The sequence below is a fragment of the Flavobacterium sp. MAHUQ-57 genome (assembly GCF_051908335.1).
Taxonomy (GTDB): domain Bacteria; phylum Bacteroidota; class Bacteroidia; order Flavobacteriales; family Flavobacteriaceae; genus Flavobacterium.
The window spans coordinates 477,192-491,975 of sequence record NZ_JBPZTE010000006.1; the positions used below are offsets into that span (position 1 = coordinate 477,192).

At 32.9% G+C, this 14,784-nt stretch carries 16 protein-coding genes; 6 read left to right on the plus strand and 10 right to left on the minus strand.

Annotated features, from left to right (window positions below; translation table 11 throughout):
* Positions 1 to 17: 17 nt before the first annotated feature.
* From acs to ACS8MM_RS02495, 3 genes are all read left to right on the plus strand, one after another.
* On the plus strand, positions 18 to 1,925 hold the full coding sequence (gene acs / locus ACS8MM_RS02485; RefSeq protein ID WP_379712688.1) for an acetate--CoA ligase: 1,908 nt from the start codon (positions 18 to 20) through the stop codon (positions 1,923 to 1,925).
* A gap of 29 nt (positions 1,926 to 1,954) precedes the next feature.
* Positions 1,955 to 3,001: a hypothetical protein gene (locus tag ACS8MM_RS02490; RefSeq protein WP_379712690.1), complete on the plus strand. Its 1,047-nt coding sequence runs from the start codon at positions 1,955 to 1,957 to the stop codon at positions 2,999 to 3,001.
* Between the two features lie 95 nt (positions 3,002 to 3,096).
* Positions 3,097 to 3,816: a class I SAM-dependent methyltransferase gene (locus tag ACS8MM_RS02495; protein WP_379712691.1), complete on the plus strand. Its 720-nt coding sequence runs from the start codon at positions 3,097 to 3,099 to the stop codon at positions 3,814 to 3,816.
* 21 nt (positions 3,817 to 3,837) lie between these two features.
* On the opposite strand, the gene ACS8MM_RS02500 is transcribed toward ACS8MM_RS02495, so the two are convergent.
* The 4 genes from ACS8MM_RS02500 to ACS8MM_RS02515 all read right to left on the minus strand — a co-directional run bounded on the left by ACS8MM_RS02500 (position 3,838) and on the right by ACS8MM_RS02515 (position 8,864).
* Positions 3,838 to 4,725, minus strand: a complete 888-nt coding sequence (locus ACS8MM_RS02500; protein WP_379712693.1) for an ATP-grasp fold amidoligase family protein — start codon at positions 4,723 to 4,725, stop codon at positions 3,838 to 3,840.
* Positions 4,726 to 4,746: 21 nt separating this feature from the next.
* Positions 4,747 to 5,307 carry an exonuclease domain-containing protein gene (locus ACS8MM_RS02505; RefSeq protein ID WP_379712695.1) on the minus strand — a complete coding sequence of 187 codons (561 nt, stop codon included), beginning with the start codon at positions 5,305 to 5,307 and terminating at the stop codon, positions 4,747 to 4,749.
* Between the two features lies 1 nt (position 5,308).
* The gene (locus tag ACS8MM_RS02510) at positions 5,309 to 7,207 is read right to left on the minus strand and encodes a DUF294 nucleotidyltransferase-like domain-containing protein (protein ID WP_379712697.1); all 1,899 of its coding nucleotides are present in this window, start codon (positions 7,205 to 7,207) and stop codon (positions 5,309 to 5,311) included.
* Positions 7,208 to 7,325: 118 nt separating this feature from the next.
* On the minus strand, positions 7,326 to 8,864 hold the full coding sequence (locus tag ACS8MM_RS02515; protein ID WP_379712699.1) for a DEAD/DEAH box helicase: 1,539 nt from the start codon (positions 8,862 to 8,864) through the stop codon (positions 7,326 to 7,328).
* A gap of 192 nt (positions 8,865 to 9,056) precedes the next feature.
* On the opposite strand from ACS8MM_RS02515, the gene ACS8MM_RS02520 reads away from it, so the two are divergent.
* The gene (locus tag ACS8MM_RS02520; RefSeq protein WP_379712701.1) at positions 9,057 to 9,341 is read left to right on the plus strand and encodes a DUF3817 domain-containing protein; all 285 of its coding nucleotides are present in this window, start codon (positions 9,057 to 9,059) and stop codon (positions 9,339 to 9,341) included.
* A complete protein-coding gene (locus tag ACS8MM_RS02525; RefSeq protein WP_379712703.1) occupies positions 9,334 to 10,596 on the plus strand; it encodes a mechanosensitive ion channel family protein in 1,263 nt (420 codons plus the stop codon). Before ACS8MM_RS02520 ends, ACS8MM_RS02525 begins: the two co-directional genes overlap by 8 nt.
* An 87-nt stretch (positions 10,597 to 10,683) precedes the next feature.
* Here the strand turns inward: ACS8MM_RS02525 and ACS8MM_RS02530 are convergent, their stop codons facing one another.
* Together ACS8MM_RS02530 and ACS8MM_RS02535 are read right to left on the minus strand one after the other, a co-directional pair.
* Positions 10,684 to 11,082, minus strand: a complete 399-nt coding sequence (locus ACS8MM_RS02530; protein WP_379712705.1) for an acyl-CoA thioesterase — start codon at positions 11,080 to 11,082, stop codon at positions 10,684 to 10,686.
* Positions 11,079 to 11,498 (minus strand): NUDIX domain-containing protein, encoded by a 420-nt coding sequence (locus ACS8MM_RS02535; protein ID WP_379712707.1) that lies wholly within the window; start codon positions 11,496 to 11,498, stop codon positions 11,079 to 11,081. Before ACS8MM_RS02535 ends, ACS8MM_RS02530 begins: the two co-directional genes overlap by 4 nt.
* 93 nt (positions 11,499 to 11,591) lie before the next feature.
* On the opposite strand from ACS8MM_RS02535, the gene ACS8MM_RS02540 reads away from it, so the two are divergent.
* On the plus strand, positions 11,592 to 11,984 hold the full coding sequence (locus tag ACS8MM_RS02540; protein WP_379712709.1) for a glyoxalase: 393 nt from the start codon (positions 11,592 to 11,594) through the stop codon (positions 11,982 to 11,984).
* Between the two features lie 7 nt (positions 11,985 to 11,991).
* On the opposite strand, the gene ACS8MM_RS02545 is transcribed toward ACS8MM_RS02540, so the two are convergent.
* The 4 genes from ACS8MM_RS02545 to hisA are packed head-to-tail and all read right to left on the minus strand — an operon-like array spanning position 11,992 to position 14,784.
* Positions 11,992 to 12,657, minus strand: a complete 666-nt coding sequence (locus ACS8MM_RS02545) for a DUF2461 domain-containing protein (protein ID WP_379712711.1) — start codon at positions 12,655 to 12,657, stop codon at positions 11,992 to 11,994.
* Between the two features lie 44 nt (positions 12,658 to 12,701).
* A complete protein-coding gene (gene hisIE / locus ACS8MM_RS02550; RefSeq protein WP_379712713.1) occupies positions 12,702 to 13,301 on the minus strand; it encodes a bifunctional phosphoribosyl-AMP cyclohydrolase/phosphoribosyl-ATP diphosphatase HisIE in 600 nt (199 codons plus the stop codon).
* Positions 13,298 to 14,053, minus strand: a complete 756-nt coding sequence (gene hisF / locus ACS8MM_RS02555) for an imidazole glycerol phosphate synthase subunit HisF (protein WP_379712715.1) — start codon at positions 14,051 to 14,053, stop codon at positions 13,298 to 13,300. The genes hisIE and hisF overlap by 4 nt, the downstream gene beginning before the upstream one ends.
* A 5-nt stretch (positions 14,054 to 14,058) precedes the next feature.
* Positions 14,059 to 14,784, minus strand: a complete 726-nt coding sequence (gene hisA / locus ACS8MM_RS02560) for a 1-(5-phosphoribosyl)-5-[(5-phosphoribosylamino)methylideneamino]imidazole-4-carboxamide isomerase (protein WP_379712717.1) — start codon at positions 14,782 to 14,784, stop codon at positions 14,059 to 14,061.

Below are 14,784 nucleotides of genomic sequence, written 5' to 3' on the forward strand. Positions count from 1 at the left end.
TATCAAAAACATTTACCATGAGTTATTATAAAATTGAAAATCTGGAGCATTATTTTAAAATGTACAAGAAGTCGGTACGCGAACCCCGAAAGTTTTGGGATAAAGTTGCTGATGAAAATTTCACTTGGTATCAAAAATGGGAAAAAGTTTTTGACGTTGACATGCAGGAAGCTCAATTTAAATGGTTTATAGATGCAAAAGTTAACATTACCAAGAATTGCATTGATAGACATTTGGCAAGAAAAGGAGAAAAGACGGCCATCATTTTTGAACCGAATGATCCAAATGAAGAAGCTTTGCATATTTCTTATAATGAATTGTACAGAAGAGTTTCTAAAATGGCCAATGTTTTACGTGACCAAGGTATTAAAAAAGGAGATCGTGTTTGTATTTACTTACCAATGATTCCTGAATTAGCGGTAGCGGTTTTGGCATGTGCACGAATAGGAGCAATACACTCAGTGGTATTCGCTGGGTTTTCAGCATCGGCAGTTACAGCCAGAGTGAATGACTGTGAATGTAAAATGGTCATTACATCGGATGGCGGATATAGAGGAAATAAAACGATCGATTTGAAAAGTATTGTCGATGAAGCACTTGAAAAATGTCCTACAGTTGAAAGAGTTTTGGTTGTAAAAAGAACCAACGAAGCTATTCAAATGAAGCAAGGAAGAGACATCTGGTTGCAACCTTTATTGGACGAAGCAATTGATAATAATGTTGCTGAAATCATGGATGCTGAAGATCCGTTATTTATTTTATACACTTCGGGATCTACAGGAAAACCAAAAGGAATGCTACATACCACAGCTGGTTATATGGTGTATACAGGCTATACATTTAAAAATGTATTCAATTATGAAGATAATGATGTTTTCTGGTGTACTGCGGATATCGGATGGATCACAGGTCATTCCTATATATTATACGGCCCGTTATTGAATGGAGCTACAACTGTTATTTTTGAGGGAATACCTTCGTATCCAGACTTTAGTCGTTTTTGGGAAGTGATCGAAAAACATAAAGTAACTCAATTTTATACAGCACCAACTGCGATTCGTTCTTTGGCTAAAGAAAGTATTGATTATGTTCAAAAATTCCCCATGAAATCATTAAAAGTAATTGGATCGGTTGGAGAACCAATTAATGATGAAGCATGGCATTGGTACAATGATCATGTAGGAGCAAAACGTTGTCCGTTGGTTGATACCTGGTGGCAAACTGAAACTGGTGGAATTATGTTATCGCCAATTCCTTTTGTTACCCCAACGAAACCAACTTACGCTACTTTACCATTACCTGGAATTCAGCCTGTATTAATGGATGAATTACGCAATGAAATTGAAGGTAATCAAGTGGTAGGAAGTTTATGTATTAAGTTTCCTTGGCCGAGTATTGCAAGAACGATTTGGGGAGATCACCAAAGGTATAAAGATACCTATTTTACTGCTTTCCCTGGAAAATATTTCACTGGTGACGGTGCATTACGTGATGAAGTTGGCTATTATAGAATTACCGGTAGGGTAGATGATGTCATAATTGTTTCTGGACATAATTTAGGGACGGCACCAATCGAAGATTCTATTAATGAACATCCAGCCATAGCAGAAAGTGCTATCGTAGGTTTTCCTCATGACATTAAAGGAAATGCACTTTATGGTTTTATAATTTTAAAAGAAACCGGCGAGACAAGAGACAGGGATAATTTATCCAAAGAGATTAATCAAATCATCACAGATCAAATTGGACCAATTGCAAAATTAGATAAAATACAGTTCGTGAATGGTTTACCAAAAACCCGTTCCGGAAAAATTATGCGAAGAATTTTACGTAAGATTGCTGAAGGAGATTATTCGAACTTCGGTGATACGTCAACCCTTTTAAATCCTGAGGTTATAGATGAAATTAAGGATGGTAGAATTTAATTTTTGATTTATATTTGCAAAAAAAATCAATGAAGCCATTTCAATTTATTCTATTCTTAAGCTTATTAATTCTTTTTGTTTCTTGTGATAATGATTCAAATACTAAATCCGATCGGACTATACATATAATAGGTAGTGAACGAAATAGTTCTAACGTTTATATTGCAAAATATTGGAAAGACGGAAAAGTTTTGAATTTGAGTGATGGCTCTAAAAATGAATTTACAACAGATGTCTTTGTGTATGGTAATGATGTCTATGTTGCCGGTTTTGAAAGAAATATAGATGGAACAAATCAAATCGCTAAGTATTGGAAAAATGGAGTTGAAGTATTATTAGGAGACGGAACTTATGATACATCAGCAAGTGCTATAGTTGTAGAAGGTAATGATGTTTATGTTTCGGGTTATAAAAAGATTAATAGCAATAATCCTTCGATTAATAAAGCAATTTATTGGAAAAATGGAGTTGAATATCTGTTAGAAGATGATGGAAATAGTACAACCAGTATATCAATGGTAAAAAAAGGAGAAGATATATTTATTGCAGGTACAGCTATTCAATTTACACCCAACTTAGTTCTTAGGTCAAGATATTGGAAAAACGGCATTTTAGTTAACCTTGAAGGAGATGAAACCAATTTTTCGCAAGCCTTTGGATTAGACATTAATGATAATGGAGATGTATTAGTTTGTGGCCTAACTGGTGATTATGCTAAATACTGGACAAATGGAGTAGGAACAGATTTGGAAAGTGATTATAGAGCTAAAGCAATTACCATAAGTGCTTCTGGAAATGATATACACATTGCTGGAATTGAAACTAAACCAAATACTACTTTAGGTATTGCGAAATATTGGAAAAATGGAGTTGGTACTAATTTAACTAATGGAGAAAATTTTGCAGGTATCACTGAATTAAAAGTTTTTGACAATGATGTTTATGTAACTGGATATGAAACCACTCGATCAACGGGATATGAAATAGCCAAGTATTGGAAAAATGGAGTTGAGAAAAAGCTAACTGATGGAACTTCAAATTGCAGAATAAATGGAATTTTCATTCAAAAACTATAAAAAATAAGGGGCCATTTTGGTCCCTTTTTTTAAAATTCTATTTTTGCATAATTATCAAATAAACTATTGACTACTTTTTTACTAAAAAACTTAAAATGAATGATTACAGTACTCTCTTTGAAAGTAGAGCCAACAATTACCATCTTGCTATGCAGGAATACCCTAATGTAAGAAACAATGAGTTTGGTTCATTACTTTCAGGTGTTGATTTTGCCAATATAAATAAGGTCTTAGATATTCCATCGGGGGGAGGCTATCTAAAAAATTATTTACCGAATCACGTTACGGTTGTCTCAACTGATTTTTCAGAAGGTTTCGCAAAAGAGGATATAACACTAGTTACTCCGGAGAAATTTCCTTTTGAATCCGATTCTTTTGATGCCATATTCTCACTTAGTGGTATGCATCATTTGAAAAATGTACCTTTATTTGTAGAAGAATGTTTGAGAGTCCTCAAAAAGGATCGAAATTTTATTTTTGCAGATGTTAAGAAAGGAACTAATGTTGATTTTTTCTTGAATAACTTTTTAAATGAGCACAGTTCATTTGGGCATGAAGGCCTATTCTTCGAAGAAAATTATTTCGAAAAACACAGCCATATACAGAAGAAAATAGTTGATTGTCAGTATAATGAATATCCTTTTTTGTTTACTGATGAATCCGAAATGATTCTTTTTTTCAAACTCTTTTTTGGTTTGGACAAAGCTACTGATACTATTATTGCAGAAGGTGTTCGAGATATTTTGGGAATTGTAAAAAAAGAGAATGGATTAGAAGTTAATTGGGGATTACTTCGATATACATTGAAAAAATAAGCTCAAGTTATACCCAAGAAACTAGTTGGTTTCTTGGGGTAATTGCATTAACTCACCGAATTCTGTATTAAATCTTTCAATTGAACTTCTTATCAACCCTGCATTCGAGAAAAAAGTAAGCTCGCCGAAAATAATTTTGCCACCAATCGAGTACAAGTCAACACGCATAAAAATAAAGCCTTCCGACAATTTTTTTGCAACCCGAATCATTTCGTCAAAATTTGATGGTTTCTCAAAATGTGCTTCTGAAAAAGCGGCTATATATTTTTCTGGTTCTATTTTATTCCATTCTAAGTCATAAAAACTTTTTCTCAGGTTTTCCTGTTTATTTTTTTGAACAAAAACATATTTGGGTTCACCATGAAAACAGTGAAACTTATAATCAACCAGCGCATCGCTATCAATTTCCGAAATATATTTTTCAGCTATAATTCTTGGAGTAAGATTTTTATAAATCAATTCGCGAAATCTGTAATAATAATTATCCTTTAGGAATTGATTCAGTTTTATTTTGGTTTCTTGAAGATTTAACTCATTTTTATTTTTAACTATGATGTTATACCCTGAACCATGAGTGCCTTTAAGTACGAATTGATTGGGTAAATCATCAAAACTGATATCATCTACTTTAGTATAAATTCCGTAAACATCATTAAGATACTCTTTCCCGATTTTTTCTTCGACATACCTTCTAACGTCATATTTATCAGCAAATTTCCCATAATCTTCCGTGTAGTAATACAATTTCAACCAAAGTGTTTTTTCCATAAACTCCTTTGGATTACGTAAATCAGGTTTTTTGTTGTTTTTTAGGTAATACTGTAAAATTGAAATTTTTTCATCACTACCACCAAAAGATTTAAGCCAACTGATTTGAAGTTTGCAGTATTTTCTCTTCAAAATATTCATAAAATGTTTCTCCTATTACTATTATAAACCTAATTTACCACGCATTTTTAAATACGTCATGGCAATACTAAAGGCGTAATTGGCCGAAGTAGTTATATAGGGTGGAAGTATCTTATACGATTCGAAAATTTCCAAAAGAGAATATTGCCTATTATTCTGATCGATAATTTTTCCATGCATCACTTCAATATCCAATAAATCATTCTTAAGACGACCACTGTGTAATTTATGGAGATATTCATTCAAAATTTCAATATCATAATGAATGCGATGACCAATGAGTGTAGCATTTCCTATAAAATTAATTAGAGATTCTATAGCATGAACTTCCTGAAAGGTTAACTCTTTACTCTTTACAATTTCAATTTTATTAAGTTCAATTTCCAACGAATTTTCAAGCATAATTTGACCATGTTCAACCGAAACTGCTCCAATTGAAATGATTCTGTCTTTGGTTGGATTTATCCCGGTTGTTTCAAGATAAATAACCACTTTCCTGTTGGTATGATGCTCAAATTGAGCTGTATAATTTTTCCAAAAATCAGGATATTCCTTACCAATATTTTTAAGCCAATCCAGCATATTATGAAAATTGTGTTAATTGAAAAGTATCTTTGACAATTTCTTCCAAATCTTTTAAAACATGCAAAGATTCTTTGAGTTTATCTTTATCCGCTTTTGATAAATTTTCCACATCAATAAAGATACCAGTATTGTCATTTTTTAAACCTTCTAATGCTCTTAAACGCGAAACAAGTAGAAAAACATCAGCCGCATTAAGGTAAATTTCGGCATTTTGTTTCTCTTTTATAGCCAATTCTTTATACCTAGAAAAGGTATTGTTAATCCCTTTTAAACCATGATGAAAAGCCAATAAACGAGCAATATCTACCAATTGATCAATGGCTTTGGCTTTAACGTTAAATTTTCCATCTTCTTCTTCATTGAACTTTTTGAAGAAATTTAGAGGTGCAGGTTTATTAATCGCATCATTACCTAAGTAATCAAAAAAGAGAATTTTATTTTTAAGATTAAAAATAGTATCTGTTATTTCACTTTCCATGTTTTGATCACCAAAAACAAATTCGAAATCAAAGAAAATAGAGCAGTGCTCATTCGTATATTCTCCAGGAGTATTGATCCAATTTTCGTATTGTTTTACCCATTCGGATAATGATTTACACCAATGATGATTATAGGCATTATGGCCAAACTCACAATGTTTGAATCCAATTTTTTCTAAGATTTCATTAACTCGCTTGGTCATTTGATTAAAATAATCTTTAACATTGCGAACTTTTTGAATATCAACATCCTGATAAATTAAAAAATTATCATGATCCGTCAGTAGTAATTGTTCTTTTCTTCCTTGACTTCCAATACTAAAGAAACCAAATGGGACAGGAGGTGAGCCCAATTCTAAAATAGCAATTTCGATTGCACGTCTGATAATAGCCAACGTAATTTCACCTGAAACGTTGAAAATATGATTAAGTGGGATGTTTTTGGTTACCGATTGCTGAATAATATCTGCTAATGCCAAGCGTACTGATTTCAATTGTTGAGCTGTCGCAGAACGTTTGATCTCTTTCAATAAAACCCCTGGAGAATTGGCCTGTGCCTGAACCAAATCATTTTGAGTAATTACACCTTTAACGTCGGTGTGCGGAGTACCGTCAATGGTTACGCACAAATGATGCACCTTATGCGAAAGCATAACAAGCTGTGCCTCAGCTAAAGAAATATTTTCAGTAACGGTTATGACCGGAAAAGTCATTATTTTGTCAATATGCGATTGAATTGCTTGTTTTCCTGTAGCCACTTTTAATCTAAAATCGGCATCAGTCACAATTCCCACTAATTTTCCATCTTCTTTTATAAACGCATTATCTAATAAATTATCCGACATAAGTAAAGCAACTTCACGAATGGTTTGATCATGATCTACTATAAGTGGTTTTTTATTGTAGGAAAGAGATTGAAAAAATGACAAATCATTTTGGAATTCTGTCAGTTGTATCGAATCCAAGAGTAATTTATTGGTGACTTTATCCGCAGGATTATTGGAGTTGGATGCAAAACTCTCCAGTAAGAAATTCAAAACCTCTGGATTTTCTGCAACAAATGGTTTAAACACATCAATGGGAATAGCATACAAAATACTTTCCTCATTGGCTTTGGCAGTCATTTGATAGTTATTTTTCGCAAAAAACGGACGTAATCCGAAAACATCACCAACGTAACATTTATTCAAAAGTGTTTCATCAGCATCTGAAATTACTGTCAAATGCACAACGCCAGAATTCATTACATAAAATACATCATGTAAATTATCACTAATTTGAAATAAGGTTTTATTTTTTTCTAAATGAAGAACACGGATTTTTTTCGCAATCACTTTTAGTTCCTCAAAACTCAAAAAACTGAAAGGTTTGAAATCTTTTAAAAAATTAGCAACATTTTCAGAAATAGAATCTTTCATTATAATATCGTTTGTCTTACAAGGGTAAAAGTAAGCACAATATCTGTAAGAAAGAAGTGTAATTAAAAATTTTCTATTTTACATAATATAAATTATAGTTCAAAAATAAAGCCGATAATTAATCGGCCATACTAAATAATCTTTCTCTGAACTTTTTGCCAATGGCAACCTGCAGATTCTTTTTATATTCTTCTAGTAGCCAATCCCTGTAATTTTTGGTAGAATTGGACAAACATCTACAAAATATTTTCACACGATATGCGGCAGATTCTTCCAAATGTTTCGCTAATCTTTTGGCTTCATTCAAGTCATCAGAATTATCAACGCACATTAACGCGTGTTGGTCAATAGATTCATCAATAACCGTTTTGGGACGAAGATTTTTCTTTAAAGCCAATTTAAATGCTTCATCAATATCAAAATCAACTTCTAAAGAATTCTTAAACAACTGACGAATTTCGCTTGGCATTTCGTATTTAAAATGCATTTCAATTTCAGCGTCTTCACGAAGATTTTCCAAATAATATTCAGGTGATTTAAAAATATGCTGCCAATCTACAGGTGCATCCCATAATCCGAATCTTGCTGCATTGTTTCCTAAATCAATTATTGTAAATTCTTTTTTATTCGGTAATAATCTGGAACCACGTCCAATCATTTGAAAATATAGTGTCAACGATTTGGTAGCACGATTTATAATTATAGTTTCCACTGTTGGTTCATCGAAACCGGTCGTTAAAATACCTACAGACGTTAGAATGGCATCCGGTGTATGTTTAAACCATTTCAAAATATCTTTTCGTTCTTCTGCAGATGTTGTATTATCAAGGTGTTTGATAGTATATCCAGCTTCAGTAAATGTATCTAAAACGTACAGAGAAGTATGAATTCCGTTATTGAAAATCAGTGTTTTTTTTCCTTTTGAGACTTCTTCATAAGCATTTAACAATTTGCTCTGCATATCCAATTGAGAATACAATTCATCAGAAGACTTCACTGTATAATCTCCGTTAATTCCAATTTTTAAACTTTGTAAACCAACATCATAACTAAGCGTATTTGCTTTAGCCAAATAACCGTTATCAATTAATTTTTTAATTGGATCTCCAACAATCAATTGCTTGTAGTTTTCATACATTGGCAATTTGATGTTCGAACTCAATGGTGTTGCGGTAACTCCAAGAATAAAGGAATTTTTGAAAAAGGAAAATAATTTACGGAAAGAATTGTAATGTGCTTCATCGATGATCACTAAACCAATATCATCAATCAATAATTTTTCGTCATTCAAACGGTTTTTCAAAGTTTCTACCATGGCAACAAAGCAAGAATATTCGCCTTGATCTGGTAAGTCTTTGATTTTAGAATTGATGATTTTGTTTTTAACACCAAATCCATCCAACATTTTGGAAGTTTGCTTGCAAAGTTCAATTCTATGCGTCAAAACCATCACTTTTTTATTGTGATATTCTAGGTATCTGCGCACTATTTCAGAGAATATTACTGTCTTCCCTCCTCCTGTTGGCAATTGATATAAGAGATGATAATTCGGTTCAACTTCATCCATACGATCAAATATGGCGCTGATATCACGCTTTTGGTAACTGTATAGCTCCTTTCTCCCTTCCGTTATAGTTTCCAAATCCTGATTTGACATCTGTTTTTATCAATTTTTGCAAAAGTACACCTAAAAAACTGTTCTCTAGCACTTTTTAAGATAAAATTTTACTTTATATAATTTTTAACTAATTTGTATGGATTAGTGAAGCTTCTCTTTGTAAAAGATTTCTTTTCTTTGCATAAGAATTTGCACCGAAAATTCGTTTATAAAACTCAATAAAAAACACCCATGATTTCAGTTAAAAATTTTAAAACTCTGGCCCTAATTGAAGGGATTTCGGCTATTTTACTTTTCTTTTTTGCAATGCCGATGAAGTATGCTTTTGATATGCCTGTTTTTGTTCGCTATATAGGTATGGCTCATGGAGTATTATTCACGATCTATATTGTTATGGCGACACTACTTAAATTTATGAATAAATGGGAATGGAAAAAATACGCAATAATTTGTCTAGCTTCGATTCCACCTTTTGGTACATTTTATATTGAGAAGAAATATTTAAGAAATGCTTAAAATTACTGAGAAAATATTCGGTTGGTGCTATAAACTATTAATGAAATTAGGCTTTAATGAGACTATAGCATCTTATTTTAGTTTATTGGTTAACATTCTCATTTTAAGCTGTATTGCTTATGTGATGTATATGGTTTTCCGATTCATTTTGGTAACGGTTATGGCCATTGTTGCTAAGAAATCGAAAACTAAATTTGATGATTTATTAGTTTCTAATGAAACTGCCAAATATATTTCGCATTTAATACCTCTGATTTACATTTATAAGTCGGTTCCCATCATTTTAGAAGATTTTACCTCATGGGAAACAATTTTCGGTCGACTTGTTGCAGTCTACATTGTACTATTGGTGATTTGGATTGTTCAATCCATTCTAAGAGCATCTAGAGATCATTTAAAAAGTAAAACGGAATATAGCGACAAACCAATCGATAGTTACGTACAAGTAATTATGATTTTGCTTTGGATTCTGGGAGTGATTGTTATTGTTGCCAAAATCATGGATATTGGTACAGATACATTGGTAAAAACATTAGGAGCTGTCTCTGCTGTTATTATTTTGATATTCAGAGATACAATTTTAGGTTTTGTTGCCAGTGTGCAAGTTTCTATCAACGATATGATTCGAATTGGTGACTGGATTACGATGGACAAATTTGGTGCCGATGGTGATGTTATTGAAATTAATCTAGCAACAGTAAAAGTGCGTAATTTCGACAATACAACTACTACAATTCCTACCTATAGCTTGATTTCAGACAGTTTCAGAAACTGGCGAGGCATGATTAATTCCGATGGAAGAAGAATTAAAAGGCATGTTCTGATTAAAACCAGCTCTATCCGATTTGTTCGAGAAGAAGAACTGGAAGATTTCAAAAAGATTCAACTGATTAGTACTTACATTGAAAAGAAACAAGCGGATATCCGTAAACATAATGAACTCCATGAAATTGATAAATCATTATCCATAAATGGAAGGAATTTAACCAATTTTGGATTGTTCCGAAAATATTTAACTCGTTATCTTGAAAATTATCCAGGGTTGAATAAAGATATGCTTTTACTATGTCGTCATTTGCAACCTACAGCTCATGGAATTCCATTGGAAGTTTACGTATTTTCAAAAGACAAGCGTTTTGAAAATTACGAATATATCATGAGCGATATCTTTGATCATATATTGGCTTCTGTTATCTATTTTGATCTAGAAATTTTCGAAATGCCCTCTAGTAAAAATGCTTTCAGCGAAGCGTAATACTACCTAAAGAATTTATTATTCTCGAAATGTGTATCTAAAAAAAACACCCAATTAGTAGGTGTTCGGTTAAGTCAACTTAAGTGATTATTCCTCGACACTTTTAATTCGGTCTCTAACAAATTCTACTTGAGTTTTTCCATGTGCCACTGGTTTACCATCGGCACCTAAACTCACCATCGTTATTGTATCAATTGTAATGATAGTTTCACGTGTCATCATATTGCGAACTTCACATTTCAATACCAAAGAAGAGTTTCCGAATTTCACTACATCAAGTCCAATTTCAACAATATCACCTTGTTTAGCAGAACTAATGAAATTTATTTCCGACATGTGTTTGGTTACCACACGGGGATTTTCCAGTTGCACAATCGAATATAAAGCAGCTTCTTCGTCAATCCATGCCAATAGTTTTCCTCCAAAAAGTGAGTGATTCGGATTTAAATCTTCGGGTTTAACCCATTTTCTTGTGTGAAATCTCATAGTAAGTTGTGTTTATTTATGGTATCGTTTATAATATCGATGTGATCAAAAGCTAAATTAGGTAACTCATTAATAGAAAACCAATTGGCTTCTTTTGCATCATCTGAAGCTTTAGCTACTGTATTTTCGTTAACTCTACCGAAATAGGCAATGGAAACCACATGACTTCTAGGATCACGAAAAGGTTTTCCGTAGGCTCCTATTTGTTGGAGTTCATTAATTTTAACTTGAGTTTCTTCTTCCAATTCGCGTTTGGCTGCTATTTCCAAATCTTCGTTTTCATCAACAAATCCACCTGGTAATGCCCAACAATCTTTGAAGGGTTCATTTTTGCGTTTGATTAATAACAATTGTTTGGGATGTGTTTCTTTGACTAAAACAACATCAACCGTCACGAAAATTTTAGAGGTATACATAAGTAAGGTTTTCAACACTAAATTACTAATAACTTTCGAAAGAAGTCCCCTATTCCACTCAGAATTTTCGTAAATTTAAGAAAAACAAATACGATGGAAACGCGCGATACACAACTTTTGGATTGGAGAGGCGACGCCTTAGGAACGGTGAACTCTCAATCATCTATAGAAGAAGCTTTTCAAAATCAAACCATTAGACCCATTTTAAAATTGCAAAATGATTTATTGCTTCAGGTATTTATCAATTATGCAATCAAACAGAAAAAAGTTTTCTTTGGATTAACTCCTGAAAAGAAAATCAACTACATTGAAAATGTAATCCAAAAAGATATTAAGTTCCGTAACTCATTAAAAGGAATGATCATCGCTCTTTTTACGGTTGAAGAATATTTGGAATACATAAAAAATTCATCAAATCTTAATAAAAGAATGATGAATTTATTAATTGAACGATTGAAAAGTCAAATACAGCTATTAGAAGAATAGTTGGTATTTAATATATCGGCTCTCCATTGAGATTGGTTCCGAGTACATCACTCATGTAATCGAAAAAAGGTCGCATTGCAGCAAACGTATTTAAAACTTCGGTTTTAAAATTTACGTCTACTACTTCCTTGTCTGTAAAACGTCTGTATACCAAATATTGTTTTTTACGTATCAAATCGATAGCTGGATGTTCTTTGTCAAAATCTTTTGGTGCGGTTTTCAATTCTGCTCCTTGTAAACTTCCAAAATGTTTTACGAAATTTTCTTCAGCTATAATTGTCCGTATTTCGGAATCATCCAATTCAAATTCCTTTCGAATTCTTTTTAAATCCTCCGCATTGGGTTCCCAAAACCCGCCACCTATGAAGCTAGCTCCAGGTTGTATATGCAAATAATATCCTCCTCTTAAATATGGTTTTGCTCGATCATAACTTACGCTAAAATTGTTTTTGTAGGGAGTTTTGTCTTTAGAAAATCGGATATCTCTATAAATGCGATGAATTTGCATTTTTTCGAGTTTATCCTTTACCGAAAGTTCGTTATTGAGTTCCTGAAAAAAGGCTTTAATAACATTTTGATGTTTTTCAAATCGTTTTTTTTGATCATTAAACCAGTCTCTGTTATTGTTTTGAGCCAATTCTGAGAGAAAATCAAGTTCCGTTTTTGAAATCATTTTTTTATTTTAAAAGTACCAATAATCTATCCGCTCTTCCAAAATTATTTTGCTCTTTCTTTCAAAATGGATACTACATCCTTCACTTTAAATCCTTTAGCTTGTAAAAGTATCAGATAGTGAAATAACAAATCGGCACTTTCATTTAAAAACAGATCGTCATTGTTATCTTTTGCTTCTATAACTACTTCAATGGCTTCTTCTCCTACTTTTTGCGCAATTTTATTGATTCCTTTTTCAAAGAGAGTGGCTACATAACTTTTATCTGAAGTACTGTTTTCCTTGCGGTTCGCAATAGTTGCTTCCAAATTTGATAAAAACCCATAGTTTGCGTCATTCTTTTCTGCCCAACAAGTATCAGTTCCTTTATGACAAGTTGGTCCCACTGGTTTTACTTGAAATAAAAATGTATCCTGATCACAATCGAGTTGGTAACTTTTCAATTCCAGAAAATTACCACTCTCCTCTCCTTTTGTCCATAATCGATTTTTGGAGCGAGAATAAAATGTAATTTTTTTGGTTTCCAATGTTTTTGCGAATGATTCTTCATTCATATACCCTAACATCAAAACATTTTTAGTTTCACAATCCTGAACAATAGCAGGTATGAGTTTATTTTCTTTTTTTGTAAAATCAGGTTTCATAATCGCATTTCAATATTTTGTTGTTGTAAAAATCGCTTTAGTTCAATAATATCAATTTCATTGTAATGAAAAACACTTGCAGCCAGGGCAGCATCGGCTTTTCCGATAGTAAATGCATCGGCAAAATGCTCCCTATTTCCAGCACCGCCCGAAGCGATAATTGGAATATTTACTATCTCCGAGAGTGTAGACAATGCCTGATTTGCAAATCCGTTTTTGGTACCATCATTGTCCATTGAGGTAAATAAAATTTCACCGGCACCACGATTATGTACTTCTTTGGCCCATTCAAACAAATCCAATTCTGTTGCTACTTTTCCACCTACCAAGTGCACTATCCATTGGGAATTAATTCTTTTTGCATCAATGGCGACAACAATACACTGCGATCCGAATTCGCGGGCTAAATCAGTGATTAATTGCGGATTTTTAACTGCTGATGAGTTGATTGAAATTTTATCGGCGCCATTTTGAAGTAACAATCTCACATCTTCAACACTTGAAATACCACCACCAACTGTGAATGGAATAGTTATAGTTCTTGCAATTTCACGAACTAATGGAATCAAGGTTTTTCTTCGCTCTTCCGTAGCTGAAATATCTAGGAAAACCAATTCATCGGCACCTGTCTCTGCGTATTTTTTTGCCAATTCAATGGGGTCGCCAGCATCTTTCAAATCAACAAAATTGACCCCTTTAACGGTTCTCCCATTTTTGATATCCAGACAAGGAATTATTCTTTTGGTTAGCATTGTGTTTAACTATTAATTATAAATTGTTCCAATTGTTGTAAAGAGATATACCCTTCATAAATCGCTTTACCTATTATTGTTCCTTCGCAGCCTAATTCTGCTAATTGTGGTAGTTCATCTAGAGAGGAAATGCCGCCAGAAGCAATCAGTTTGATAGTAGGAACAGTTTTTAAAATTTCTTGGTACAAGTCAAAACTTGGTCCTTGAAGCATTCCGTCTTTAGCAATATCGGTGGAAATGACATACTCAATTCCTTTTTTAGAATACCCTTCGATAAAGGCAATTACATCTTCTTTGCTTTCCTCCTGCCATCCTGAAACAGCAATTTTTCTATCATTGGCATCGGCACCCAAAATGATTTTACTTGCTCCATACTCTACAATCCAGTCTTGAAAGAGATTAGGGTTCTTCACTGCAATACTTCCGCCGGTGATTTGATTTGCACCATTTTCAAAAGCGATTCGTAAATCATCATTACTTTTTAATCCGCCACCAAAATCAATTTTTAAAGAAGTCTTGGATGCAATTTGATCCAAGATTTTATAATTGACAATTGTATTGGATTTTGCACCGTCTAAATCGACCAAATGCAAGTATTCTATTCCGTGTGCTTCAAACTGTTTGGCAATTTCCAAAGGATTCTCGCTATATATTTTTTGAGTCGCATAATCTCCTTTTGAAAGGCGAACACATTTTCCGTTGATAATATCTATGGCAGGTATAATTCTCAT